Origin of the sequence: Dysosmobacter welbionis (assembly GCF_005121165.3) — a bacterium.
Taxonomy (GTDB): Bacteria; Bacillota; Clostridia; order Oscillospirales; family Oscillospiraceae; genus Oscillibacter; species Oscillibacter welbionis.
In genome coordinates, this window is sequence record NZ_CP034413.3 from 1,379,804 (window position 1) to 1,402,604 (window position 22,801).

Sequence of the window (22,801 nt, forward strand, 5' to 3'; positions counted from 1 at the left end):
TGATTTGTCAGGATATATGCCTGACAAAAACACGTTGGCTCGTGCGCCTTGGGCGCACACGCCAGTGGCCGATGTCCCTGGTGCGGGGGAAGGTCGAGGGGGGACACAGTCCCCCTCTCGAATTCGCTCAGTTTGCCACCTGCACAATAGCGTGTCGGATCACCTTGTCACCCAGCAGGAACCCCGCCTGGAACACCTGGGATACCACGTTCTCCCCAAGGTTCTCATCATCGATGTGCATAACGGCGTTGTGCTTTTCCGGGTCAAATGGCTGGCCCTGGGCCTCGATCTCCGTGACTCCCAGCTTCTTCAGGATCTCCTGGTACTGGTGGAAGATCATCTCCAGCCCCTTCTTGTGGGGAGAGTCCTCATCGCCCTCAGTGGCCACAGCCCGCTCCAGGTTGTCGTACACCGCCAGGAACTCCTTGATGGTGTCCGCCTTGGCGTCCTGGTAGAGATTGTCTTTCTCCTTAGCGGTGCGCTTGCGGTAGTTGTCGTACTCTGCCGTCAGCCGGACGAACTGATCCTTCACGGACTCCAGCTGCCGGGCGGCCAGCTCCGCCGCCTCCATCTGCTCCCGGGTCAGGGTGTAGGTCTTTTCCTTTTTCTTCTTGCCCCTGGCGGCCTTCTCCGCCTTCTCATCGGGCACCTTCTCCTCCGCGGGGGAGCCTCTTCCTGAGGAGCCTCCTGCGGCTCTTCCGGCGTCTCCTCCGCCGGCTGCTTCGTCTCTTCGCTCATTCTTTTGCATCCTCCTTCGGGGGTAATTCCTGTTTGCCGAACAGCCGCGTCAATCCCTCCGCAAAGCCGGAGAGCCGGGCGGCCACGGTTCCGTAATCCATTCGTGTGGGTCCCACCACGCCGATCAGGCCCCGCATGTCGTTGCCGATGTCATAGCTGGCCACCACCACACTGGTGTCCTGCAGGGCCTCGCTGACATTCTCCGGACCGATCAGGATCTTCATGGGCCCCTCGTCCGGCACAGGGAGATTCTCCTTGCTGTCGGACAAAAAGCTCATCAGCTGGTGGGCCTTGTCTGCGTCCCGGAACTCCGGCAGCTTCAGCAGTTGGCTGGTGCCCACGGTAAACACCTCTTTCTGCCCCGCCTCCTGCAGCACATCCGCCGCGTAGGCGATGGTCTGGCTCAACAGCAGGAACATCTGGGGCGTCACCTGTTCGGACACATCCATCAGCCGCCGGTTCATCTCGTCTGCGGAGATCCCGGTGAAGTTGCTGTTCAGCAGGTTCACCAGGGTGGGCATCTGCTCGGTGTCCACCTTCAGCTGCATCCGCAGCAGCTGGCTCTTCACCCGGTTGTCGCCCATCATCATGACCACGATGCAGCTGTGCTCATCCACGGGCAACAGCTCAAACCGCCGGGCGGTCATCTGCTTCTTGCCGGTGGCGGCCACATAGGCGGGGTAGTTCATCAGAGAACTCACCGCCCGGCCCGCCTGGGAGATCACCCGGTCCAGCTCCTCCATCCGCATCTGGAGGGACTGGTTGATCCGCTCCGTCTCTGCGATGGAGAGCCGCTGGCGCTCCATCAGTTCGTTGACATACAGCCGGTAACCCTTGGGAGAGGGCACCCGCCCGGCGGAGGTGTGGGGCTGTTCCAGATAGCCCAGCTCCGTCAGATCCGACAGCTCGTTGCGAATGGTGGCGGAGCTGACGCCGCCCATCTCCGCGGCAATGGCCTTGGAACCCACCGGCTCTGCAGTACGGACATAGTCCTCCACCACCACTTTCAGTATTTGCTTTTTCCGGTCCGTGAGTTCCACAAAAAGCACCTCTGGTCCAAGCTGTCTCACGCTGGTTTTAGCACTCCTTTCTCCGGAGTGCTAAAACGAGTTTACCACCACGCGCCTTCATTGTCAACGGATGGATATAAACAAATTGTAAACAAATGCCATCGGATTTTTGAACATTTTCCGCGGCTCCGCAAATCAAAAACCGGCCGCCTGCCGCGGCCGGTTTTTCGTCTCACATGGTCCCCCTGTCCGCTCAGTCCGGCCTGGCCCCCGCCCCCTGCCGGGGCAGCATCCCCGTCCGCTGAAGGGCCGGCTGCAGCGCCCGCAGCAGAAGCACCAGCAGCACCGTCTGCACCGGCAGCATGATGAGGTTTTTCACCGCGCTGAGAGACGCGCTGGCATACCAGGCCTCCAGGCTGAAGCGGCCGTTGCTGTTGAGAATGGCGATCCACAGCGCCCCCAGCACCACGTTCTGCACATTGGTGACCAGCTTGGCGCAGAAGATCCGCCAGACCCGCAGGGGCGCCCGGTACAGGAACAGAGCGTAGGTCAGCACACCCAGCATAGTGGTCAGAGTATAGCCGGGGAAAAAGGGATAGCCGCCTCCTCCAGTGAGGAAGAAGCTGAGGATGTCCTCCGCAAAGGCGAACAGCAGGCCCAGCACCGGGCCGCAGACCCAGGCACAGACGGACCGGGCCAGGAAGCCCCAGGTGACCTTGGCCCCGCCGAACAGCGGCACCGAGGGCACTTGGGCCAGCACAATGCACAGGGCGATCATCAGGGCGGAGAACAGCAGCTTCCGAAGGTCCCGGACCTCCCGGGACGCGTCCCGCCAGTAGTCGGCGGAAAAGGGATGTGCGTACATAAAAAACCTCCTTCTGTTTTGGCAGTCCGAAATTCGGAGATGCCGCACAGAGGAAGGCCGAAAGGGTCCCTGTATGCGGCAGCGGGATGCGGGACACACACTGCGGACTCGCGGTCCTTTCGTCCGAAGAGCAACTCCCCGTCTCTCCAGCACTGGATGTACACGTATGTCCCTACTCTGCCTGTTAGATATTGTCCATTATAGGACTTTCGCGGAAAAAAGCAAGGGTTTCCGCCGTTTTTCCAGCACACCTTGCGGCAATCCGGTCCATGTGTTAAGATGACCGCAACCCGAATAGGAGAGGAGGCGATCCGCAGATGGTTCTTTTGATTACCGGCGCCTCGCACACAGGCAAAACCCTGCTGGCCCAGAGACTTCTTCAGACATACCGCTGTCCCTGTCTCTCCATGGATCTTCTGAAAATGGGACTTATCCGAAGCGGCAACACCCGCCTCACGCCGGAGGATGACCAGGAGCTGGAGTCCTATCTGTGGCCGATTGTGCGGGAGATCATCAAAACCGCCATTGAAAACCGCCAGGATCTGATCGTGGAGGGCTGTTATGTCCCCCCACGCTGGAGTCAGGACTTTACGCCGTCCTATCTCCGGGAAATCCGCTTTTGCTGCCTTGTGATGACCAAGGCATATATCGAGACCCATTTTGCAGACATACAAAAATATGCCTGTGCGGCAGAGCGGCGCATTGACGATTCCACCTGTACGAAAGAGACTCTCCTCCTGGATAACGCGCACTATCAGCAGATGTGCGAGACCTGGGGGTATCCCTGTATTCTGATCGATCAGGCGTACGAGGTGGATATCCCCCTGTGAAAAAACGATCCCGGCCCTTTCGGCCGGGATCGTTTTTTCACTTACTCTACGTTACTGGGCAGCGCCAGCGGTCTCCGCAGCCTTCGCGGCAGCGGCCTTCTCCGCCTGGGCCTTCTTGATGGCCTTGTACTTCTCCTTCTCCTCCGCGGTGGCGATGGGAAGGATGGCGTCCCGCGGGCAGACCTTGGTGCAGAGCTTGCAGCCCACGCACTTGTCGTAGTCGATGACAGCCACGCCGTTCACCACATGAATGGCGTCCTTCTTGCACTCCTTCTGGCACAGGCCGCAGCCGATGCAGGAGTGAGTGCAGACGCTCATGGCAGCCTTGCCCTTGTCCTGGTTGGCGCAGGCCACGTGGACCTTCTTGGACACAGGGACCTCCGTGATCAGATGGCGGGGGCAGGCCTTGGCGCAGGCCATGCAGTCGGTGCACTTGTCCGGGTCCACCACGGCGGCGCCGTTGGGACCGATGGACATGGCGCCGAACTGGCAGGCGGACACGCAGGAGCCGAAGCCCAGACAGCCGAACTGGCACTCCAGGGGACCACCGGCCACCTTGGTGGCGGACAGGCAGTCCTTCACACCGACGTACTCATAACGCTTGGCGGCGTTGGTGCCGCCGTTGCAGCGGACAAAAGCCACCTTCCGCTCACCGGAGGGAGCCTCCTGGCCCATGATCTTTGCGATGGCGGCAGCATTCTCCGCGCCGGCAGGGGCGCACGCATTCACCGGAGCCGTGCCCGCCAGGATGGCGGCGGCACAGCCGGCGCAGCCGGGGAAGCCGCAGCCGCCGCAGTTGGCGCCGGCCAGATGGCTGAGGATTTCCTCTTCCCGGGGGTCCTTCTTTACCTCAAAGACCTTGGAGGCTACTGCCAAGATGAAGCCGAACACGGCGCCGAGGACAGCCAGCACCACAACGGCAGCAATGACATTTCCGATATCCATTTTCCTCTTGCCTCCTCTTACCAGACCTTCAAACCGGAGAAGCCCATAAACGCCAGGGCCATCAGACCAGCGGTGACCAGGGCGATGGGAAAGCCCTCAAACGCCTTGGGATAGTCCGCAAACACCAGCCGCTCCCGAATGCTGGCGAACAGCACGATGGCCAGCAGGAAGCCCAGGCCGCCGGTGATGCCGTAAACTACGGAGGAGATGAAGTTATAGTTGTTCTGCACGTTCAGCAGCACCACACCCAGTACGGCGCAGTTGGTGGTAATCAGGGGCAGATACACACCCAGAGCCGTGTACAGAGACGGCATGGATTTCTGTAAAAACATCTCCACGAACTGGACCAGGGATGCGATGACCAGAATGAAGGTCACGGTCTGCATATACTCCAGTCCAAAGCGAACCAGGACGAACTCGTTGACCGCATAGCACACGGCGGAAGCCAGTCCCATGACGAACGTCACAGCGATGCCCATGCCCACAGCGGTGTCCACCTTCTTGGAAACACCCAGGAAGGGGCAGATGCCTAAGAACTGGGAGAAGATGAAGTTGTTTGCCAGAATGGCACCCAGCGTAATTGCCAGGAGTTCATAGATTTGATCCATTATTTGCTCTCCTCCTTATTTTTCTTAGGTCTGGACAGCGCCCACTGCATCAGGGCAATGAGGCAGCCCAGCACCAGGAAGCCGCCGACGGGCAGGGTCAGCATGCCGATGGGGAACTGCTCCGGCAGGATCTGAATACCATCGCCGCCGTTGAGGATACCGCCGCCGAAGGTGCCGGCGCCCAGAAACTCACGGATGATGCACATAACCATCAGCACCACAGTGTAGCCAAAGCCCTGGAAGATACCGTCCCAGAAGGAAGCGGCCACACCGTTCTTGTAGGAGAAGGACTCCGCCCGGCCCAGGATGATGCAGTTCACCACGATCAGGGGGATGAACACGCCCAGCGACTCGGACAGGGCCGGAACGAATGCCTGGATCAGCAGATCCACGCAGGTCACGAAGCCAGCGATCACCACAATGAACATGGCGATACGGATCTTGTCCGGCACGATCTTGCGGATAGCCGCGATGATGACATTGGAAAGGGTCAGGATGACGGTGACCGCCACGCCCATGCCCAGGCCGTTGAAGAACGAGGTGGTGATGGCCATGGTGGAACACATGCCCAGCACCTGCACCAGCACAGGGTTGTTGGTGATCAGTCCCTCTTTGAACTGTTTGCCTAAATTCATGAATTGCTCCTCCCTTCTCAGCCCATGGCAGCCACGGCAGCCAGCGCCGCATTCACGCCGGCAGTCACACCCTTGGTGGAGACGGTGGCGCCGGTGATGGCGTCCACGTTAGTGCCCACCGTCAGAGTGCCGTCCGCCGCGCTCTTGCCGATAAACTGGTCCAGCACACCCACGCCGGAGGCGGTGGGTTCGTTGCCCACGACCTTCGTGCCGATGCCGGAGGTCTCAGAGTGGTTGACGACAGAAACGCCAGTGACGGCGCCTTCCGCGTCCACGCCCACCATCATTTCAATGCTGCCCTGGGAGCCGGAGGCGGTGACCTTTACGGCATAGCCGGCGGCCTCGCCGTTCACCTGGACCTCGTACATCTCGTTCAGGGTGCCGCCGGCAGCTGTGGCCGCAGCGGTCATGTCGCCAGACAGTTCCAGCGCGTCGGAGAAGGTGGTGTTGTCCGGATCGGACACCACGGCCAGCATGGCCGCTTCAGTCTTCTGCTGGTTGATCTCAGCGATGGGGCCGGCCGTCACACCGTTGACCAGACCCAGCAGCAGTGCCACGATCAGGCAGGTCCCCAGCAGGGTCACAGTCAGCTTTACGATGTACTTGGGGTCCATATCAATCTTTTCTTTGGTCTTGACTTCGTTGCTCATTTCGCAGCCGCCTCCTTGTTAGCGGATTTCACAACGCCGAAGCGAGAGGGCTTCACAGCCTTGTCGATCAGCGCCACTACCAGGTTCATAATCATGATGGAGTAGCACACGCCCTCGGGATAGGAGCCGAAGTAGCGGATGAACACCGTCAGCAGGCCGCAGCCCAGGCCGAAGATCAGCTGGCCGGTCTTGGTGACGGGGGAGGTGGTGTAGTCAGTGGCCATGAAGAAGGCACCCAGCATCAGGCCGCCGCCGAAGATGCTGTACAGCATGAACTGCAGATTGTCGGCGCCGCCCTTGGGGAACAGGAAGGTCAGCACGGCCACGGTGGCGATGTAGGCCGCGGGGGTCTGCCAGCTGATGACCTTGCGCCAGATCAGATACGCTCCGCCCACGATCAGCAGCAGGGCGGAGATCTCGCCCAGGGAGCCGCCGATATTGCCCAGGAACATATCCGTCACGCTGTACTGGCTGGTGAGGCCGGCCATGTCGCCGGTCTTCATATAGGCCAGAGGCGTGGCAGCGGTAACCACGTCGGCAGTGCCGGCCAGGGGCACCCAGCCGGCCTGGGGATCCGCCCAGGCGCCGCTCATGGTGCCGGCATAGCTGGCCACCAGGGCGGCACGGCCCGCCAGCGCGGGGTTGACGAAGTTCTTGCCGATGCCGCCGAACAGCTGCTTGACCACCACGATGGCGAAGAAGTCGCCCACCAGGATCATCCAGTAGGGCATGTTCACCGGGCACACGAACGCCAGCAGGATGCCGGTAACCGCGGCGGAGAGATCGTTCACGGACTGGGGCTTCTTCATGAGCTTGCGATAGCCCCACTCAAAGAACATGCAGCCCACCACGGACACGGCAGTCAGAGTCAGGGCCCGGAAGCCGAACTTCACAATGGCCCAGATCAGGGCGGGCATCATGGCGATGATAACATCCAGCATGATGGAGCGGGTGTTCTCCGCCGCCCGGATGTGGGGAGAAGAAGTGGCAATCAGTTTGAGATTCTTGTAGTCAGTCATTTCGCAGCGGCCTCCTTTGCTTCTTCGGCCTTTTTCTTTGCCTCGGCGGCAGCCCGGTCAGCGGCCGCCTTGTCCTTCACCAGCTGCTTGCCGGTTTTGAACATATGGGTCAGGTGCATCCGGGCCGGGCAGATGTAGGAGCAGGCGCCGCACTCCATGCAGTCCATGATGTGGGCGTCATTCAGCTCCTCCACCATGCCCTTGGAGGCATACTGGTACATGAACAGGGGCTCCAGGTGCATCGGGCAGACGGACACGCACTTGCCGCAGCGGATGCACTGGGGATTCTCCACGGTCTTCTCCTCGTTCTCGCAGAAGGCCAGGATGGCGCCGGTGCCCTTGGCCACGGAGATGTCCGCGGTGTACTGGGCCATGCCCATCATGGGGCCGCCGGCGATCAGTTTGTATGTACCGTCCTTCAGGCCGCCGCAGGCGTCCAACAGGCTGGAGACGGGGGTGCCGATGGGGCACTCCAAGTTCTTGGGCTCCACCACGCCGGAGCCGGAGACGGTGACGATCTTGCGCACCACGGGCATACCGGTGGTCAGGGCCCGGTAGATGGCGCATGTGGTGTTGATGTTGAATACGGCGCAGCCGATATCGGCGGGCAGTCCGCCGGGGGCACCTGGCGGCCGGTGATGGCCTGGCAGAGCTGTTTCTCACCGCCCTGGGGGTAGCGGCAGCGCAGGGGCTCCACCACCACGGGGGCCTTCTGCTCGGCAATGACCTTGTTCATGGCGTCGATGCCGTTGCGCTTGTTGTCCTCCACGCCGATGACGACCTTGTCCACGCCGAACATCTTGGCCAGGAACTTGGCGCCGCCAATGATCTCCTCGGGCCGCTCCAGCATGGTGCGGTGGTCGCCCGTGATGTAGGGCTCGCACTCCGCGCCATTGATGATGACGGTGTTCACCTTGCCGATGCCGCTGGTGATCTTCACGTGGGTGGGGAACGTAGCGCCGCCCATGCCGACGATGCCGGCGTTCTTGACGATCTCCACCATCTCCTCCACGCTGAGGGCATTGGGATCCGCGGGGGCCTGGACCTCTTCGCTCACCTCGTCCTGCATGTCGTTTTCAATGACCACAGACGTGATGTTGCCGCCCATGGAATAGGGGCGGGGTTCCACTGCCTTCACCGTGCCGGAAACGCTGGCGTGGATCGGGGCGCCCAATCCGTGGAATTCGCCGATCTTCTGGCCCACCTTCACGTGGTCCCCGGCCTTGACCAGGGGCGTGCAGGGCGCGCCAAAGTGCATCGACATGGGGATGACCACAACAGCCGGCGGAGCCAGCTGCTCGATGGCCTTTTCATTGGTTGCGGCCTTCATATCATGGGGATGAACGCCGCCAAAGAAAGCTTGTGCCATTGTCTTCACCTCATTTTTACTCCTTGATAGTCGGCCCGGGCAGGAGGGCACGGCCCCTCCCCTTCCCAAGAGAGGGGGTCTCCAGGCAGGCGACACTATCACATACTGCGCCTCATTCTACACCTATTTTTGAAAAATGTCCAGACTGTGAACGACAACTTTTGAAAAAAATATGCTTCTTTATACAGAATCTTTGCAACTTTTCACACGTTTTATCCAGTTCTGTCATTCCCTCCCATTTTTACGCCGTCTCTTGTTATTTCAGAAGAAACATGATATGCTTGGTGATACGGGTCCGGCTCCGGCCGCCCCATTTTCAAATTATCTGGAGGCCAAGACATATTATGATGGCACAACTGATCGACCGAAAGCATCTGAAGCAGGAGATGAAGGAGCTGCTGCGCTCCGCCCAGGTCAGCCCCCGCGGGATGACCTGCCTGTACCTGGCCCTGGTGCTGGTGCTGAACCTGGCGGACAGCTTCATGGGTCTTATGAATCCGGGCCTGCTGGGCACCTTCATCTCCATCCTCACCGGCCTGATGAGCATGGTCCTGGCCTCCGGCTTCGTGATGTACTGCATGGCCATCCGCCGGGGCGAGCGGGCGGAATACCTGACGCTGTTCGACGGGTTCTCCTTTGTGGGCAAGGTCATCCTGCTGAACATCGTGATCTACCTCTTCACGTTCTTCTGGTCACTGCTGTTCGTCATTCCAGGCATCATCGCCGCCTACCGCTACCGCTTCGCCCTGTACAACCTCTATGAGAACCCCGGCATCGGGGTGATGGAGGCCCTGAACATGAGCAAGCAGCAGACTCTTGGCTACAAGGGGCAGCTGTTCATGCTGGATCTGAGCTATATCGGCTGGCTCCTCCTGGCGTCCCTCACCTCCGTCGTGCAGACGGGCTATATCTACGCCTGCATTTTCCAGGACCCCGGCTACTATTTGGCGAACCCCGCCCAGGTCTATGCCATCACCCTGCCCATGCCCGTAGGATTGCAGGTGGTGCTGGGCTGTGTCTGGCCGCTGCTGGTGGCGTTGTTCTACCTACCGGTCTACCAGTGCACGGAGCTTGGCTATTTTGACACCGCCAAGCACACTTCCGGCGTGGGAGAGGGCGCGGCCCCCAAGGATCCCGGCAGCTTTGACAGCGGCTGGGGAGGCTTCTGAGCGCCCCATTAAGCCTACAAGCCCCCGGCGGGTTTTAGAACCCGCTGGGGGCCTCTCTTTCAGGAGACCTCGCCTGCGGGCCGGGCCGGGGGCTCTGCGCCATCCGGCCTCCTTCCGGGGTCCGCCTCCGCGCCAAGGGCCCCCTCCACAAGCATCTTTCAGATTCTCCCTCAGACGCAAAGCTCCCCCGGCGGGCCAAAGGCCCGCCGGGGGAGCTTTCTTCCATGTTGCGGGGATCACAGCCGGGGGAACTCCCGCCGGACGTAGGCGCTGCGGCCCAGAGCCGCCGCCAGCAGTGTGGAGGCGGCGATGCCGAAGGCAGCCTGCACCAGATTGCTGGGGATACCTGCCGCGGCACCAGCCGCGCTCCCCAGCAGCAGGGCGTCGTACAGCCAGTAGCCCACCACCATGGGCAGCTCTCCCATGATGCCGCAGGCCGCAAGGCCCAGGGGACCCCGTCCCTTTCCGAACGCCTGATGGCACGCGGCCGCCAAAGCCGCCATCCCTGCCTTGATGACCAGGGTAGCGGGTGCGTAGATGGGCGAGCCCAGCAGCACATCCGCCAGGGCCGGGCCGATGCTGCCCGCCAGGGCGCCCCAGGCTGGCCCCAGCAGATATCCGCCCAGCAGCACCACCGTGTCCCCCAGGTTCATGTAGCCGCCGGTGGGGGACGGCACCTTCACCACCATAGTGGCCACGCAGGCCAGCGCCGCAAAGGCCGCCGCCATCACGACCATCCGTGTCCGCTGGAAGGTCTTGGCCGTCTCCTGCTCCGCTGTCTTCTCCATATCCTCTTCTCCTTCCGGCGGGGCCGTCTCGCGCCCCATTTGCTGTTGCCATCATAGAACAAATATGATATGATTAAAAGCGTCAATTTCTGAATTTTTTATCAGGTCAGATGGAGGAAGCCCATGCGTACCTACGCCCTGGAAAACCGCGGCAGAGCGCCGCTGTATGAATACCTGTACCGCTGCATCCGGGGGGACATCCTGGACGGCACCCTGACGGCCGGGGAGCGGCTGCCCTCCAAGCGGGCCCTGGCGGAGCACCTGCACATCTCCGTCATGACGGTGGAGGGGGCCTACCAGCAGCTGGAGGCGGAGGGCTATGTGTACACCCAGCCCAAACGGGGCTTTTTTGTGGCGGAGGTGGAGCGGCCCCGGCCTGCCGTCCCCGCTCCTCCGGCTCCTGAGGCGCCGCCGGAGGCCCCGGTCTGGCGGCTGGATCTGAAGAGCAACCAGGTGGACGCCAGCCGCTTCCCCGCGGCGGCCTGGGCCCGTCTGACCCGGCAGGTGCTGTCCGAGGACGGGGAAGCCCTGCTGCGCCCAGTGCCCCACCAGGGGCTGCCCGCCCTGCGGCAGGCCATCGCCCGGGACCTGCGGGAGTATAAGGGCATGGCTGTGCCGCCGGAGCAGATCGTGGTGGGGGCCGGGGCGGAGTACCTGTATCTGCTGCTGGCTCAGCTGCTGGGACGGGAGGCCGTCTTTGCCGTGGAGGATCCGGGCTATCCCAAAATCCGCCAGGTGTACGGCAAGTGCGGCGCGGCTTGCCGCCCGGTGCCCCTGGACGGCCAGGGCGTTCCCCCGGAGGCCCTGGAGGCGGCGGGAGCCAGTGTGGTCCATCTCTCTCCCGCCCACCACTATCCCACCGGACTGGTGACACCCATCGGCCGGCGGCAGGCCCTGCTCCGCTGGGCTGAGAAGGCTGGAGGCATCATCATCGAGGATGACTATGACAGCGAGTTCCGCTTTACAGGCCGTCCCATTCCCACCCTCCAGAGTATCGACACCGCCGGGCGGGTGGTATACATGAACACCTTCTCCCAGACCATCTCCCCCTCCATGCGGGTGGGATTCATGGTGCTGCCGCCCCGCCTGCTGGAGCAGTACCGCCGGGAGCTGGATTTTTATTCCTGCACGGTGCCCGCCCTGGACCAGCACGTGCTGGCCCGGTTCCTGGACCAGGGCCACTACGAGCAGCACCTGGCTCGGATGCGCAAGGAGTACCGCACCCGTCACGACGCGGTTCTGGCCTCCTTCCGGTCCAGCCCCTTCCGGAACCGGATCACGATCTCGGAGCAGGGGGCGGGGCTCCACTTTCTCCTGCGGCTGGACACCCGGGAGAGCGACGGGGCCCTGCGGGACCGGGCTGCGGCCCTGGGCGTCCGGCTGGGCTTTCTCTCGGAGTACGCCGCCATCCCCTCCCCTGCCTACGCCCACACGCTGGTGGTGAACTATGCCGGCCTCAGCCCGGCGGCGCTGCCAGAGGCCATGGACCTGCTGGCGGAGATCTTCGGGGCCTGATGCCTGCCGTCCACTCCCCCGCGCAAAAAAGCCGGCCGCCCCAAGGGCGGCCGGCTCTCTGCATCGGGTTTTCAGTTCACACGCCGGGCTTTCCCTCCAGCGCGGTCATGCTCTTTTTGAAATGGACAGCGAACATGGTGGCTGTGGTACACACCGCCAGGAAATCCGCCACCGGCTCCGCCAGAAAGACCGCAAAAGCCTTATCCGCAAAAAAGTTGGGCAGAATATAAATGAAGGGAATCAGCAGGATGATCTTCCGCAGCACTGCCAGGAACAAGGAGATCTTGGCGTTGCCCAGGGCCACGAAAGTCTGCTGACAGGCGATCTGGATGCCGAAGATCCCGGTGGCCGCCATGTAGATCCGCAGGGCCCAGGAGGCATAGCTCACCAGCTCGCTGTCCGAGGTGAACATCAGGGCGAACAGCTGGGGGAACAGCTGCACCAGCGCCCACAGCAGCAGGGAGTAGGCCAGGCAGGCCATCAGCAGCACCTGGAAGGCACGCCGTACCCGCCCCGGATTCCGGGCGCCGTAGTTGTAGCTGATGATGGGCTGGGCCCCTTGGGTCAGGCCCTGGAGGGGCATCATGGCGAACTGCATGATGCTGGAGAGCACGGTCATAGCACCCACAGCGATGTCCCCGCCGTATTTCAGCAGTGAGGAGTTGAAGCACACGGTAATGAGGCTCTCCGTAGACTGCATGATGAAGGGGGAAGCGCCCAGGGCCAGGGCCGGCAGCACCACCTTGGCTTGGGGCCGCAGGTGCTCCCGCCGCAGGTGCCACTTGGTCTTGCTGCCCGTAAGGAACTTCAGCACCCACACCGCGGAGACCGCTTGGGATAGAATGGTGGCCAAGGCCGCGCCCCGGACCCCCATGCCGAAGGCGAAGATGAAGATGGGGTCCAGCACCGTATTGAGGATCGCGCCGATCAGCACAGTCTTCATGCCCACCACCGTGAAGCCCTGGGCGGTGATATAGGCGTTCATGCCCAGGGTCACCTGGACGAAGATGGTGCCCAGGGCATAAATGCGCATATAGTTCAGGGCGTAGCCGATGGTGTTGTCGCTGGCGCCGAAGATGCGGAGCATGGGCTCCGCAAACACCAGAAAGACCACAGTCAGCACCACGGACACCGCCACCAGCATGGTGAAGCTGTTGCCCATGATCCGCTCCGACTCTTTCAGGTCTCCCCGCCCTTCGGCGATGGAGGCCCGGGGTGCGCCGCCGAAGGCCATCAGGGCCGCGAAGGCGGAGATCACCATGATGATGGGCAGGCACACCCCCACGCCGGTGAGGGCCAGCTTGCCCACAGTCTCCACCGGCTGCATGTGGCCGATGTACACCCGGTCCACCAGATTGTACAGCATGTTGACGATCTGGGAGGTGATGGTAGGAACGGCCAGGGAAAACAGCAGCTTTCCCACGCTCCCGCTGCCCAGGTCCACATTTCGACGGCTCATGTATTGCCTCCTTCCTTCAACCGCACTTCCGCGCTGGTCAGAACCTTTTCCAGCAGTTCCTGAAATCGCTCCGCCTCCGACTGTGTCAGACCGGCAAACAGCGCGTCCAGGCAGGTACTCTGGAGCTTCTGCCCCTCCCGGGCCAGGGCCGCGCCCGCATCTGTCAGCGCCAGATGGATCACCCGGCGGTCTGCCTTGTCCGGCTGACGGCGGAGCAGCTCCCGCGCCGCCAGCAGGTCCACCGCGGCGGACACCTGGCTCTTGGCCAGTCCCCGGAGCTCTGTCACGTCCCGGGCAGTGTCATGTGCCGGATGATTGGCCAGAAACAGCACCACATGAATCTCCCGCATGGAGAGCCCGGTGCGGGACAGAAGCTCTGAGAAATGCCTATCGTAATACCGGCGGAACTGCTGGATAACCCGCAGCAGCTGCGTACTGCTCACTGCCACAGCGCCCGCCCCCTTTCATTTTATTTAAAACAGTTCTTATAAGAACTGTTCCAGCATAGCACTATTTTTTCCGCCTGTCAAGATTTCCGAATCCATCCTTGACAATTCTCCCTTCCTCCAGTATGATGGTGGCAGAAGATATCGTTTTTAAAATCAGATTTCGGGGTGTTCTTTATGACATGGAATATTGTGAGCGACAGCAGCTGCGACCTGCGGACAGCTTCCTTCCACAGCAGCTGCGTCCGGTTTGAGACCGTGCCTCTGCGCATCCAGGTGGGCGGCCGGGAATTTGTGGACGATGACGCCCTGTCGGTTCCCGCCCTGCTCTCCGCCATGGCGGTGGAGAAGGCTGCCTCCTCGTCCGCCTGCCCCTCCCCCGCCGACTTTGCCGGGGCCTTTGAGCGGGGGGACCGTACCGTCTGCTTCACGCTTTCCTCCCAGCTCTCCGGCACGTATCACGCGGCCTGCATCGCCCGGGAGATGGTGCTGGAGGAGCACCCGGAAAAGCAGATCTGCGTCATCGACTCCCGCGCCGCCGCCGGGACCATGGTGCTGCTGATCCGCCGGGCCCAGGCCCTGATGGAGGCAGCGGGGGATGATGGGGACTTCGACGCTCTCTGCCAGCAGCTCCACCGCTATCAGGCCACCCTGCGGACCTGCTTCACCCTGGAGAATTTCGACAACCTTATCAAAAATGGCCGGATGCGGCCCATTGTGGGCACGTTGCTCCGCTCCCTGGGCATCCACATCATTGCGGACGCCACAGCCGAGGGCACCATTCATGTGGCGGATAAGGCCCGGGGCGTGGGTAAGACCTACCGGGCCATCACCGCCCTGATGAAGGCCAGCAAGGACTGCACCGACGCAGAGGTGGTAATCTCCCACTGTGAGAACCTGGAGGGTGCTATGGCCCTGAAGCGGCAGATCCTGGCAGACCTGCCGGTGAAACAGGTGGACCTGCTGTCCTGCCGGGGACTCACCAGCTTCTATGCCATGGAAAAGGGCCTCATCGTGGGGTACTGAGGTACGTCCTTCCCCATCAGGCGCCTCCGCGGAAGGCCGCTTCCGGAACAGCAGTCAGCCGCCGGAACCGCCATCTTCCGGCATTTGGATATGGCAAAAAAGCGCGCACGGAAAACCGTGCGCGCTTTGCTTTTTCTATCCCAGCAGCACACCCGCCACCAGGAACGCCAGGGCCAGCAGCAAAAACCAGAGTATCAGCTTCCACACATACTTCACCCAGCGGTCGTAGGGCACATGGCCCAGGGCCAGGGCGCCCATCACCACCGCCGCAGTAGGGGTGATGATGTTCACCAGGCCGGAGGCGGACTGGAACGCTGTCACCACCAGATCGCCGCCCACCCCGGCGAATTTGCCCAGGGGCGCCACAATGGGGATGGACAGTGTCGCCAGGCCCGACGAGGACGGGATCAGGATGGTGAGGGGCAGGTACAGGGCGAACACCAGCAGCGTGAAGCTGATGGCCCCGGCGCCGGAAAGGGCCTGCTCTCCCCAGTGGAGGACCGTGTCGGTGATGGCGCCGTCGTTCATCAGCACAGTGATGCCCCGGCTGATGCCGATGATAAAGGCCACGCCTAAAAGGTCCGCGCAGCCGGCCACGTAGGTCTCTACCAGCTCCTCCTCACTCATCCGGTCAATGAGGCCGATGACGACACCTGCCACCAAGAACAGGGCGGAGAGCTCCGGAAACCACCAGCCCAGAGCGGGCAGGGACAGGCCCATCTCGTCAAAGGGCACCACAGCATAGACCATGATGAGGAATGTCAGCGTAAAGAGGGCCATGATGACCTTCCGCTTGGCGGTAAAGGGCACCTGCTGGTCCATGCTTACCTGGATCTTGCCCGCGCCCACGCCCACCACGGATTTGGAGGGGTTCTTCTTGACCTTCGCGGCGTAGGCCATCACAAACCAGATGGCCGCCGCCTCAAAGGCCACCCACTCCAGCAGCCGCAGCACGATACCCTCTCCCAGAGAGACCCCGGCAAAGCCCGCGGCGATGCCGGTGGCAAAGGGGTTTACCGTGGAGGCGATGACGCCGGCCCCGGCCCCCAGCAGGATCACGCTGATGCCCACTACCGCGTCGTACCCGGCCGCCAGGAACACCGGGATCAGCAGGGGATAAAAGGCCATGGTCTCCTCCCACATGCCGTAGGTGGTGCCGCCCAAGCCGAACAGCAGCATCAGAATGGGGATCAGCCACTTCTCCCGGCCGCCCAGCAGGCGGATGACGTTGCCCACGCCGGCGTCCACGGCACCGGTCTTCATCACCACGCCCAGAAAGCCGCCCACCATCAGGATGAAGATGCACACGTCCACCGCGTCGTAAAAGCCAGAAAAAGCTGCCTTCAGAACGTCGCCCACTCCCTGGGGATTCTGCTCCACCGTGTGGTACGTCCCCGCCACCGGCACGCCGTCCACGTAGTCATAGCTGCCCGCCGGGATGATCCAGGTGGCGGCAGCCACCAGGATCAGCAGCAGGAACAGGATCGTATAGGCTGTGGGCATGTGGAATTTTTTTTGATTCAAGATATCTACCCCGCTTCTGTTTTGACGCCGCGGCGTCAACATCATTTCCATCATGTTTGCCGGCAGCACGCGTGTCGGCAAACATCCTTCCCAGCTATCAAGTGTGCAAGCGAAGCGAGTACATGCAGATAGCTGTAAACGCTCTCACGAAAAAGGCGGCGCCTTTTCCATGAATTATCTTCCGATGGTGGCCACCAGCACAGCTTTGATGGAGTGCATCCGGTTCTCCGCCTCGTCGAATACCACACTGTGGCGGCTGCGGAACACCTCGTCGGTGACCTCCCGGATGTCCACGCCCTTGTCCTGCCACTCCTTGGCCAGCTTGGTCTCAAAGTCATGGAAGGAGGGCAGGCAGTGCAGATACAGCACGTTGGAGTTGCCGGTGGCCTTCAGTGTCTCCTCCGTCACCCGGTAGGGAGTCAGCAGCTTGGCCCGCTCGGGGATCAGGTCCTCCTCGCCCATGGAAGCCCAGATGTCGCCGTAGATCACGTCCGCATCCTTCAGGGAGTTCATGTTGTCGGTGATCTCGATGAGGCCGCCGTTCTCCCGTGCGGTGGCGAATACCCGCTTCACCAGTGTGCCGTCCATCTCCTTGGCCAGCTCCTGGGGCCCCAGGCCCACAAAATGCATACCCATCTTGGCGGCGCCGATCATCCAGGCGTAGCACATATTGTTCCGCACGTCGCCGGGGAACACCACCTTCACCTGGTTCAGGGGCTTGTGGCAGTGCTCCTCAATGGTCATCATGTCCGCCAGGATCTGGGTGGGGTGGTCTGCGTCGGTGAGACCGTTCCAGACGGGCACACCGGCGTACTTCGCCAGATCCTCCACCACCTTCTGGTCGTAGCCCCGGTACTCGATGCCGTCGAAAAACCGGCCCAGCACTTTGGCGGTGTCCTCCAGAGACTCCTTCTTGCCCATCTGGCTGCTGCCGGCGTCCAGATAGGTGACGTGGCCCCCCTCCTGGGTAGCAGCCACCTCGAAGGAGCAGCGGGTGCGGGTGGAGGTCTTTTCAAACAGCAGCACGATGTGCTTGCCCTGAAGGGTTGGGTCGCAGATGCCGGCCCGGCGCTTGGCCTTCAGGTCGTGGCCCAGGTCCAGGAGATAACGGATCTCCGCGGGGGTGAAGTCTTCCAGAGTCAGAAAACTCCGGCCTTTCAAATTGATTGCCATAAAATGCACTCCTTTTTATCTTGTTCATGATGAGGACTTTTTGAGGGGACAGATGTGGACCGCCGAACAGGGGCTGTGGGGGATACTGCTCCCGGCGGAAAAGAAAACATGTTTCGGCGGGGGAAGGTTGGCGATCCCTTGCGGCGGTCAGAGAGGGAAACGTCCGGCCCTTGTGAACCCCTCCAGCCCGGGGAAGTCCGGGATACACGCTGCGCTGATTTTCGCTGCCGCTGGCCGGTGGTTAATGAGAGTTTCAGCATAGGGCCAAGCTGCAGCTTCTATGACCGCCAGGGCAGTGCGTAGCGAAGCCGAACGCGCGGAAGGAGGAACCAGTGGAACACTGATGACGGAAATCCCCGGAGCGCCGTAGCGCGAGACAGGAAAAGCGAAGCAGTTCAAATGCGTCCTTGCATCCCGGCAACTTCCGCACCATCCGCCACGGGACGGCAGTCGAGGGAATTGCAGAAGGGCCTAGCGTGCCCGAAGGCAAGGCCAAATCGGAGCAGGCACCGATTCGCCGCCCCCCCTTCAGCGCGGAGGGCCACTGCACCAGAGCGCATCCAGGCGCCTTTCTCTTTGGACCGTGCACGGCCCGTTTCTCTTTTGGCAAGACCGATAAGGGGTCCCGCCGCGCCCCGCACGGTGGGGAGAGGAGGAGCGCCCAAGCCCACGGAGTGGGCGCGGAAGTGCCCTTGGGGTGCAAGGGAGCGGGCGCAGTTTTCGCCGTACACGGAAACGGGGCTGAGCGGACTTTGCGACGACGACATGGGGGTGCATCCCGCTGGACAAGCCCTCCCTGGCCGGGGCGGCCCATTCACGCTCCGCGAATGCTTACGGATCCTCCCGCCACAGCGGCATGGACATGCACCGGGGTCCGCCCCGCCCGCGGGAGAGTTCTGCGCTGGGAATGGTGTGGAGCCGGATGCCCGCCTCCTCCAGGGCCCGGTTGGTGACATAGTTCCGGGAGTACACCACCACCTCGCCGGGGCCGATGGCCAGGGTATTGGAGCCGTCGCTCCACTGCTCCCGGGCGGCGTCGATCTCGCTGCCCTGGCCGCAGGGGATCAGTGTCACCTTATCCAGCTCCAGGTGCTCCTTCAGGATGTCCTCCAGCCGGCCGTCCTCCTGACGGATTTTCATCTTCCGGTTTTCGTCCAGCTCCATGACGAACACCGTAATCTGCTGGAGGATGTTGGGATGGACGGTGAACTTGTCCCGGTCCACCATGGTGAACACCGTATCCAGGTGCATGAAGGACCGGCTCTTGGGAATGTCAAAGGCCAGCAGCTTGCGGAAGGTCTTGCTCTCGGAGAGCACCGTCTCCGCCAAGGCGTCGATGGAGTCCTCCTCCGTCCGCTGAGAGATGCCCACCGCCAACACCTGAGGGGACAGGATCAGGATATCGCCCCCCTCCAGGGAGGAGGTCTCGCCCCGGTCGTACCACCTGGGGGCGTTGCGGTAGTCCGGGTGGTGCTCGAAAATGAACTTGCCGAACAGGGTCTCCCGGTTTCTCGTGGCGGTGTGCATTTTGTGGATGGACACGCCGGTACCGATGGTGGCGAAGGGGTCCCGGGTAAAATAGAGGTTGGGCAGGGGATCTACGGCGAAGGGGTAATCATCCCCGGCGGCAGAGAGATAGTCCCCCAGCCGGGCGCTGTTTGCCCGGAGCTGGGACTTGCGGACGCCCGCCATCATGGCAGACACCATCTCCTTGTCCGGCAGGGCAGAGAGGAAGTCCTCCAGGCTCTCCCGGAGCCGGTCGTCCTTGACGCCGGACTCCTCCAGGAACTGGCGGATCAAGTCGGCCCGCACGTCGGCGTCCGTGATGGACTCCGCCACCAGATCCCGCAGGTAGACCACCTCCACTCCTTGCTGCCGGAGGCAGTCGGCAAAGGCGTCGTGCTCCCGCTGGGCCTCCTTCAGATAGGGGATGTCATCAAAGAGCAGCCGCTCCAAATACTCCGGCATCAGATTTTCCAGCTCACCGCCAGGGCGGTGGAGAAGGACCTTTTTCAGCCGCCCGATCTCGGAGGTATTGTGAATTCCGGTTTCCAAAAAGCTCACTCCTTTGTTCATCGGAAAGGTACAGGGAAATCGCTCTGGTTTAGGGTCTCTGGATTTTGGCATTTCATGCGCCGTTCCGAAAAATCCGCGCAAAAAAAGAACGGACGAATCGTCCGTTCTCCCCACATGTTCTCCGCAAAGGCCGCCCGTCCCTCCTTCGGGCCGCGGCGTCTCCCCGCCGCCTCCGGGGTCCCGCGGCATCGGCAGTGGAAACGCAAAAACAGGAGAGAGGCTTCCGCCTCTCTCCTGCTGTTATCTGTGCTTGCCGAGATACGCCTCTTTGATCTTCTCATTGGCCAGCAGCTCCGCGCCGGTGCCGGACATGGTGATGTTCCCCGTCTCCAGCACATAGGCCAGGTCCGCGATCTTCAAGGCCATGTTGGCGTTCTGTTCGATCAGCAGTACCGTCACGCCCTGGCGGTTGATCTCCCGGATGATGGAGAAGATGTCCTGCACCACCAGCGGCGCCAGGCCCAGGGACGGCTCATCCAGCATCATCAGCTTCGGCCGTGACATCAGGGCCCGGCCCACCGCCAGCATCTGCTGTTCGCCGCCGGAGAGGGTGCCGGCGGACTGCCAGTTCCGTTCCTCCAGCCGGGGGAACAGCTCATAGACCCATTTCAGGTCCTTTTCGATCTCCGCTTTGTCCTTGCGGAGGTAGGCTCCCAGCTTCAGGTTCTCCAGCACCGTCAGGTCCGCAAACACCCGCCGCCCCTCCGGGCTCATGGCGATGCCCGCGGAGATGATCTTGTCGATGGGCTTGCCCAGCAGCTCCTCCCCGTTCCACTGGATGGAGCCGGACTCCGCCTTCACCAGGCCGGAGATGGTCCGCAGGGTGGTGGACTTGCCCGCGCCGTTGGCGCCGATCAGGGTGACGATCTTGCCGTCCGGCACCTCCAGGTCGATGCCCCGGAGAGCCTGGATGCCGCCGTAGGACACCCGCAGCTGTTGGATTTTAAGCATCTTCCGCCACCCCCAGGTACGCGTCGATGACGCGCTGATTGTTCTGGATCTCCGCCGGTGTGCCGTCGGCAATCAGCTTGCCGAAGTCCAGCACATAGATCCGGTCGGAGATGTCCATGACCAGGTCCATGTGGTGCTCGATCAGAAACACCGTCAGGCCGAACTTCGTGCGGATCTCCCCGATGAAGGCCGTCAGCTCGTCGGTCTCCTGGGGGTTCATGCCCGCAGCCGGTTCGTCCAGCAGCAGCAGCTGCGGATCCGTGGCCAGGGCCCGGGCGATCTCCAGCCGCCGCTGCTTGCCGTAGGGCAGGGAGTTCGCCTTCTCCCCGGAAACGTCGCTGAGGTTCACCTCCGCCAGCAGCTCTTCCACCCGCTGGCGCTGCCGCGCCTCCTCCTGCCGGTTCAGATGGAAGGTCGCAGTGAGGAGATTGCACGTCGCACGGCAGTGCATGGCCGTCAGCACGTTGTCGAACACCGTCTGGTCCTTCCACAGACGGATATTCTGGAAGGTCCGGGCCATGCCCATCCGGGTAATCTTGTCCGGGGTGGGGGCCAGGGCGTGGGTGTACTCCCCGGCGTGCTCGCCCTTGTAGAGCTTGCGCATCTTGCCCTGGGGGTAGTTTTCCACGATCTTCTCCCCCGGTACCACACCGCGCCGTTGGTGGGCTGGTACACGCCGGTGATGACGTTGAAGGCCGTAGTCTTGCCCGCGCCGTTGGGGCCGATCAGGGAGACGATCTCCCCCTCGCCTACCTCCAGATTCATGTTGTTCACGGCGATGACGCCGCCGAACTGCATGGTGATATTCTCCAAACGAAGGATCTTCTCACTCATTTCGCCGCCTCCTTCTTTTTCGATTTTCCGGAGAGGCGGGCCCGCAGGCTCCGGGCCACATCAGAGAGCTCCCGGTCCCCCATGAGGCCGCGGCGGAAGAACAGCACCACGATCATGATGATGATGGAGAACACCACCATCCGGAAGCCGGTCCGCAGGAAGGGCACCTTGAAGGCGCCGATATACGTCTCCGTGTCCAGGAACCGCAGCCACCACTCGCTGGCCGCCACGTACAGGAACGAGGCGATGCAGCTGCCGGAGATGGACCCGATGCCGCCGATCACCACGATCAGCAGGATCTCGTAGGTCATGGAGGTGGTGAAGGTCTTGGCTTGGGCCTGGTTGGCGAACATGGCGAACAGGCCGCCGCCCACGCCGGCGAAGAAGGAGCTGATGCAGAAGGCCATCCGCTTGTGCTTGGCCAGGTTGATGCCCATGGCCTCGGCGGCCACCTCATCCTCCCGGATGGCCTTGAAGGCCCGGCCATAGGTGGAGTTGATCAACAACACCATGATCCCGATGCACACTGCCACCAGCAGGAAGGGCACAAAGGTGGAAAGGCGCAGCACCACCTCCCCATTGGCGTTCTCGATGTTGAAGCTGGAGAAGGTGGGAAAGCTCTTCAGCGCGTTGGCGCCGTTGGTGACAGGGCCCAGCCGGTCCCACTGGAAGATGGCCCGGATGATCTCCGCAAAGCCCAGGGTGGCGATGGCCAGGTAGTCGCTCTTCAGCCGCAGCACCGGCAGGCCGATAAGCCAGGCGATCACCGCCGCCACACAGCCCGCCAGGATCAGCGCCGCCAGCACACCCAGGATCAGACCCAGGGCGCCGCCGCCGAACAGCTCCGGCAGGGAGAAATTCACTGCCGAGCCGCCGTAGAGGTAGTAGACGCTCTCCCGGTCGGCAGAGGGAATGGTCAGAATGGCGTAGGTGTAGGCGCCCAGCAGCATGAAGCCCGCCTGCCCCAGGGAGAACAGGCCCGTAAAGCCGTTCAGCAGGTTCAGGGAGGCCGCCACCAGCGCGTACACAGCCCCCTTCTTCAGCACGGTGAACAGCATACTGGTGGGCTGCATGGTGTTCTCCAGCACAATCACCAGGACCAGCAGGGCCGCCACGCAGCCCAGGGCGATCCACGCGCCCCGTTTGCTCTTTTTTTCTTGCAGCATCGTGA

22 protein-coding genes, 1 pseudogene and 1 riboswitch are annotated in these 22,801 nt (G+C 62.2%); of the genes and pseudogenes, 4 read left to right on the plus strand and 19 right to left on the minus strand.

Annotation, left to right across the window (positions count from 1 at the left end):
* Positions 1 to 127: 127 nt before the first annotated feature.
* From grpE to EIO64_RS07320, 3 genes are all read right to left on the minus strand, one after another.
* Complete coding sequence (grpE, locus tag EIO64_RS07310; protein ID WP_249390840.1) at positions 128 to 649, minus strand: nucleotide exchange factor GrpE; 522 nt, start codon at positions 647 to 649, stop codon at positions 128 to 130.
* A gap of 85 nt (positions 650 to 734) precedes the next feature.
* Entirely contained in the window at positions 735 to 1,808 is a 1,074-nt protein-coding gene (gene hrcA / locus EIO64_RS07315; protein WP_249390841.1) for a heat-inducible transcriptional repressor HrcA, read from the minus strand.
* A 193-nt stretch (positions 1,809 to 2,001) separates the two neighbouring features.
* Positions 2,002 to 2,613, minus strand: coding sequence for a folate family ECF transporter S component (locus tag EIO64_RS07320; RefSeq protein ID WP_021748247.1), 612 nt, complete (start codon positions 2,611 to 2,613; stop codon positions 2,002 to 2,004).
* Between the two features lie 77 nt (positions 2,614 to 2,690).
* A riboswitch (THF riboswitch) is annotated at positions 2,691 to 2,795 on the minus strand.
* Positions 2,796 to 2,930: 135 nt separating this feature from the next.
* Between EIO64_RS07320 and EIO64_RS07325 the strand changes: the two genes are divergently transcribed.
* Positions 2,931 to 3,443, plus strand: coding sequence for an ATP-binding protein (locus tag EIO64_RS07325; RefSeq protein ID WP_136891075.1), 513 nt, complete (start codon positions 2,931 to 2,933; stop codon positions 3,441 to 3,443).
* 51 nt (positions 3,444 to 3,494) lie between these two features.
* Here the strand turns inward: EIO64_RS07325 and EIO64_RS07330 are convergent, their stop codons facing one another.
* Genes EIO64_RS07330 through EIO64_RS07360 form a run of 7 tightly spaced genes read right to left on the minus strand, consistent with a single transcriptional unit; the run spans position 3,495 to position 8,669 of the window.
* A complete protein-coding gene (locus tag EIO64_RS07330; RefSeq protein WP_021748245.1) occupies positions 3,495 to 4,388 on the minus strand; it encodes an RnfABCDGE type electron transport complex subunit B in 894 nt (297 codons plus the stop codon).
* A gap of 17 nt (positions 4,389 to 4,405) precedes the next feature.
* Positions 4,406 to 4,996 (minus strand): electron transport complex subunit RsxA, encoded by a 591-nt coding sequence (gene rsxA, locus EIO64_RS07335; protein ID WP_021748244.1) that lies wholly within the window; start codon positions 4,994 to 4,996, stop codon positions 4,406 to 4,408.
* Positions 4,996 to 5,631, minus strand: a complete 636-nt coding sequence (gene rsxE, locus EIO64_RS07340) for an electron transport complex subunit RsxE (RefSeq protein ID WP_021748243.1) — start codon at positions 5,629 to 5,631, stop codon at positions 4,996 to 4,998. The genes rsxA and rsxE overlap by 1 nt, the downstream gene beginning before the upstream one ends.
* Positions 5,632 to 5,648: 17 nt before the next feature.
* Positions 5,649 to 6,281: an RnfABCDGE type electron transport complex subunit G gene (locus EIO64_RS07345; RefSeq protein WP_021748242.1), complete on the minus strand. Its 633-nt coding sequence runs from the start codon at positions 6,279 to 6,281 to the stop codon at positions 5,649 to 5,651.
* Positions 6,278 to 7,300 carry an RnfABCDGE type electron transport complex subunit D gene (locus EIO64_RS07350; protein ID WP_021748241.1) on the minus strand — a complete coding sequence of 341 codons (1,023 nt, stop codon included), beginning with the start codon at positions 7,298 to 7,300 and terminating at the stop codon, positions 6,278 to 6,280. Before EIO64_RS07350 ends, EIO64_RS07345 begins: the two co-directional genes overlap by 4 nt.
* Positions 7,297 to 7,836 (minus strand): SLBB domain-containing protein, encoded by a 540-nt coding sequence (locus EIO64_RS07355; protein ID WP_249390842.1) that lies wholly within the window; start codon positions 7,834 to 7,836, stop codon positions 7,297 to 7,299. Before EIO64_RS07355 ends, EIO64_RS07350 begins: the two co-directional genes overlap by 4 nt.
* A gap of 8 nt (positions 7,837 to 7,844) precedes the next feature.
* A complete protein-coding gene (locus EIO64_RS07360; RefSeq protein ID WP_249390843.1) occupies positions 7,845 to 8,669 on the minus strand; it encodes an RnfABCDGE type electron transport complex subunit C in 825 nt (274 codons plus the stop codon).
* Positions 8,670 to 9,013: 344 nt separating this feature from the next.
* Between EIO64_RS07360 and EIO64_RS07365 the strand changes: the two genes are divergently transcribed.
* Positions 9,014 to 9,838, plus strand: a complete 825-nt coding sequence (locus EIO64_RS07365; RefSeq protein WP_021748238.1) for a DUF975 family protein — start codon at positions 9,014 to 9,016, stop codon at positions 9,836 to 9,838.
* A 236-nt stretch (positions 9,839 to 10,074) separates the two neighbouring features.
* Here the strand turns inward: EIO64_RS07365 and EIO64_RS07370 are convergent, their stop codons facing one another.
* Positions 10,075 to 10,626 (minus strand): ECF transporter S component, encoded by a 552-nt coding sequence (locus EIO64_RS07370; RefSeq protein ID WP_025545367.1) that lies wholly within the window; start codon positions 10,624 to 10,626, stop codon positions 10,075 to 10,077.
* Between the two features lie 123 nt (positions 10,627 to 10,749).
* Here EIO64_RS07370 and pdxR point away from each other — a divergent pair, with 123 nt between their 5' ends.
* Entirely contained in the window at positions 10,750 to 12,141 is a 1,392-nt protein-coding gene (gene pdxR, locus EIO64_RS07380) for a MocR-like pyridoxine biosynthesis transcription factor PdxR (protein ID WP_136891076.1), read from the plus strand.
* A 76-nt stretch (positions 12,142 to 12,217) separates the two neighbouring features.
* Here pdxR and EIO64_RS07385 read toward each other — a convergent pair whose 3' ends face one another.
* Positions 12,218 to 13,600 (minus strand): MATE family efflux transporter, encoded by a 1,383-nt coding sequence (locus EIO64_RS07385; RefSeq protein WP_136891077.1) that lies wholly within the window; start codon positions 13,598 to 13,600, stop codon positions 12,218 to 12,220.
* A complete protein-coding gene (locus EIO64_RS07390; protein WP_119311650.1) occupies positions 13,597 to 14,049 on the minus strand; it encodes a MarR family winged helix-turn-helix transcriptional regulator in 453 nt (150 codons plus the stop codon). The genes EIO64_RS07385 and EIO64_RS07390 overlap by 4 nt, the downstream gene beginning before the upstream one ends.
* A 174-nt stretch (positions 14,050 to 14,223) precedes the next feature.
* On the opposite strand from EIO64_RS07390, the gene EIO64_RS07395 reads away from it, so the two are divergent.
* Entirely contained in the window at positions 14,224 to 15,072 is an 849-nt protein-coding gene (locus tag EIO64_RS07395; protein ID WP_021750253.1) for a DegV family protein, read from the plus strand.
* A gap of 135 nt (positions 15,073 to 15,207) precedes the next feature.
* Here the strand turns inward: EIO64_RS07395 and EIO64_RS07400 are convergent, their stop codons facing one another.
* From EIO64_RS07400 to EIO64_RS07425, 6 genes and pseudogenes are all read right to left on the minus strand, one after another.
* Positions 15,208 to 16,575, minus strand: coding sequence for a YfcC family protein (locus tag EIO64_RS07400; RefSeq protein ID WP_249390844.1), 1,368 nt, complete (start codon positions 16,573 to 16,575; stop codon positions 15,208 to 15,210).
* 195 nt (positions 16,576 to 16,770) lie between these two features.
* A complete protein-coding gene (argF, locus tag EIO64_RS07405) occupies positions 16,771 to 17,769 on the minus strand; it encodes an ornithine carbamoyltransferase (RefSeq protein ID WP_119311651.1) in 999 nt (332 codons plus the stop codon).
* Between the two features lie 831 nt (positions 17,770 to 18,600).
* Entirely contained in the window at positions 18,601 to 19,845 is a 1,245-nt protein-coding gene (gene arcA, locus EIO64_RS07410) for an arginine deiminase (protein WP_021750257.1), read from the minus strand.
* A 240-nt stretch (positions 19,846 to 20,085) separates the two neighbouring features.
* Complete coding sequence (locus tag EIO64_RS07415; RefSeq protein WP_021750258.1) at positions 20,086 to 20,796, minus strand: ABC transporter ATP-binding protein; 711 nt, start codon at positions 20,794 to 20,796, stop codon at positions 20,086 to 20,088.
* Positions 20,789 to 21,630: pseudogene (locus EIO64_RS07420) on the minus strand (ABC transporter ATP-binding protein). Before EIO64_RS07420 ends, EIO64_RS07415 begins: the two are co-directional and overlap by 8 nt.
* A complete protein-coding gene (locus tag EIO64_RS07425; protein WP_119311652.1) occupies positions 21,627 to 22,796 on the minus strand; it encodes a branched-chain amino acid ABC transporter permease in 1,170 nt (389 codons plus the stop codon). The pseudogene EIO64_RS07420 and the gene EIO64_RS07425 overlap by 4 nt, the downstream one beginning before the upstream one ends.
* Positions 22,797 to 22,801 lie beyond the last annotated feature (5 nt).